This window comes from Streptomyces carminius (genome assembly GCF_002794255.1).
In the GTDB taxonomy this organism is placed as follows: Bacteria; Actinomycetota; Actinomycetes; order Streptomycetales; family Streptomycetaceae; genus Streptomyces; species Streptomyces carminius.
The window spans coordinates 1-1,772 of record NZ_PGGW01000028.1 but is presented as its reverse complement, the minus strand read 5'-3'; the positions used below and the strand labels follow the sequence as shown (position 1 = coordinate 1,772).

Sequence of the window (1,772 nt, the reverse complement as noted above, 5' to 3'; positions counted from 1 at the left end):
TCTTCCAGGGGCGGGACCTGCTGAAGCTGCCGGAGGAGGAGCGGCGCCGGGTGCGGGGACGGAAGATCGCGATGATCTTCCAGGACGCGTTGTCGGCGTTGAATCCGGTGTACAGCGTGGGTTTCCAGTTGGGGGAGATGTTCCGGGTCCATCGCGGGCTTTCGCGGAAGGAGGCGAAGGCGAGGGCGGTGGAGTTGATGGACCGGGTGCGGATTCCGGCGGCGCGGGCGCGGGTGAACGATTATCCGCATCAGTTCTCCGGTGGTATGCGGCAGCGGATCATGATTGCGATGGCGTTGGCGCTGGAGCCGGATCTGATCATCGCGGACGAGCCGACGACGGCGCTGGATGTGACGGTGCAGGCCCAGGTGATGGAGCTGCTGGGGGAGTTGCAGCGGGAGTATCACATGGGGCTGATCCTGATCACGCATGATCTGGGGGTGGTGGCGGATGTGGCGGACAAGATCGCGGTGATGTACGCGGGGCGGATCGTGGAGACGGCTCCGGTGCACGAGTTGTACGAGCGTCCGGCGCATCCGTATACGCGGGGTCTTTTGGATTCGATTCCGCGGCTGGATCACAAGGGGCGGGAGCTGTATGCGATTCAGGGGCTGCCGCCGAGTCTGACGAGTATTCCGTCCGGGTGTGCGTTCAATCCGCGGTGTCCGCGGGCGCGGGAGGTGTGCCGGGTGGATGTGCCGCCGCTGTACCGGGTGACCGAGTCGGACGGCACCGAGTTGACCGGGCGCCGCAGTGCCTGCCACTTCTGGGAGGAGACCATCCATGGCTGAACCTGGTGGTACCACTCGGGAGAAGGAGCCGGTTCTTGAGGTGCGGGGGTTGGTGAAGCATTTTCCGCTGACGCGGGGTGTGGTGTTCCGGCGTCGGGTGGGTGCGGTGCGGGCGGTGGATGATGTGTCGTTCACGCTGTTTCAGGGGGAGACGCTGGGGATCGTCGGTGAGTCGGGGTGTGGCAAGTCGACGGTGGCGAAGGTGTTGATGGGTCTGGAGCGTCCGACGGCGGGGGAGATCCGGTACAGGGGTGAGGACATCACGCGGTTGTCGGGTCGGGCGTTGAAGGCGGTGCGGCGGAACATTCAGATGGTGTTCCAGGATCCGTACACGTCGTTGAATCCGCGGATGACGGTGGGGGATATCGTCGGGGAGCCGTTCGATATTCATCCGGAGGTGGCGCCGAAGGGGGATCGGCGGCGGCGGGTGCGGGAGTTGCTGGATGTGGTGGGGTTGAATCCGGAGTACATCAACCGGTATCCGCATCAGTTCTCGGGTGGGCAGCGGCAGCGGATCGGGATCGCGCGGGGGTTGGCGCTGAATCCTGAGGTGATCATCTGTGATGAGCCGGTCTCGGCGCTGGATGTGTCGGTGCAGGCGCAGGTGGTGAATTTGATGGAGCGGCTGCAGGAGGAGTTCGATCTGTCGTACATCTTCATTGCGCATGATCTGTCGATCGTGCGGCATATCTCGGATCGGGTGGGGGTGATGTATCTGGGGAAGATGGCGGAGGTCGGTTCGGATGCGGAGATCTATGATCATCCGACGCATCCGTATACGCAGGCGTTGTTGTCGGCGGTGCCGCAGCCGGATCCGCGGGGGCGGGAGCGGCGGGAGCGGATCATCTTGTCGGGGGATGTGCCCTCGCCGGCGGATCCGCCGTCGGGGTGTCGGTTCCGTACCCGGTGCTGGAAGGCGCAGGAGCGGTGTGCGCAGGAGGTGCCGCTGCTGGCGGTGCCCGAACGCTTCGCGGGCAGTGA

2 protein-coding genes are annotated in these 1,772 nt (G+C 65.0%); both read left to right on the top strand.

Going from position 1 to position 1,772, the window contains the following annotated elements:
- The coding region (locus tag CUT44_RS08640; RefSeq protein WP_100201592.1) for an ABC transporter ATP-binding protein at positions 1-791 on the top strand (791 nt) is incomplete at its 5' end.
- Positions 784-1,772: ABC transporter ATP-binding protein (locus tag CUT44_RS08635; RefSeq protein WP_100201593.1), on the top strand; the 989-nt coding region annotated here is incomplete at its 3' end. The genes CUT44_RS08640 and CUT44_RS08635, both read left to right, overlap by 8 nt.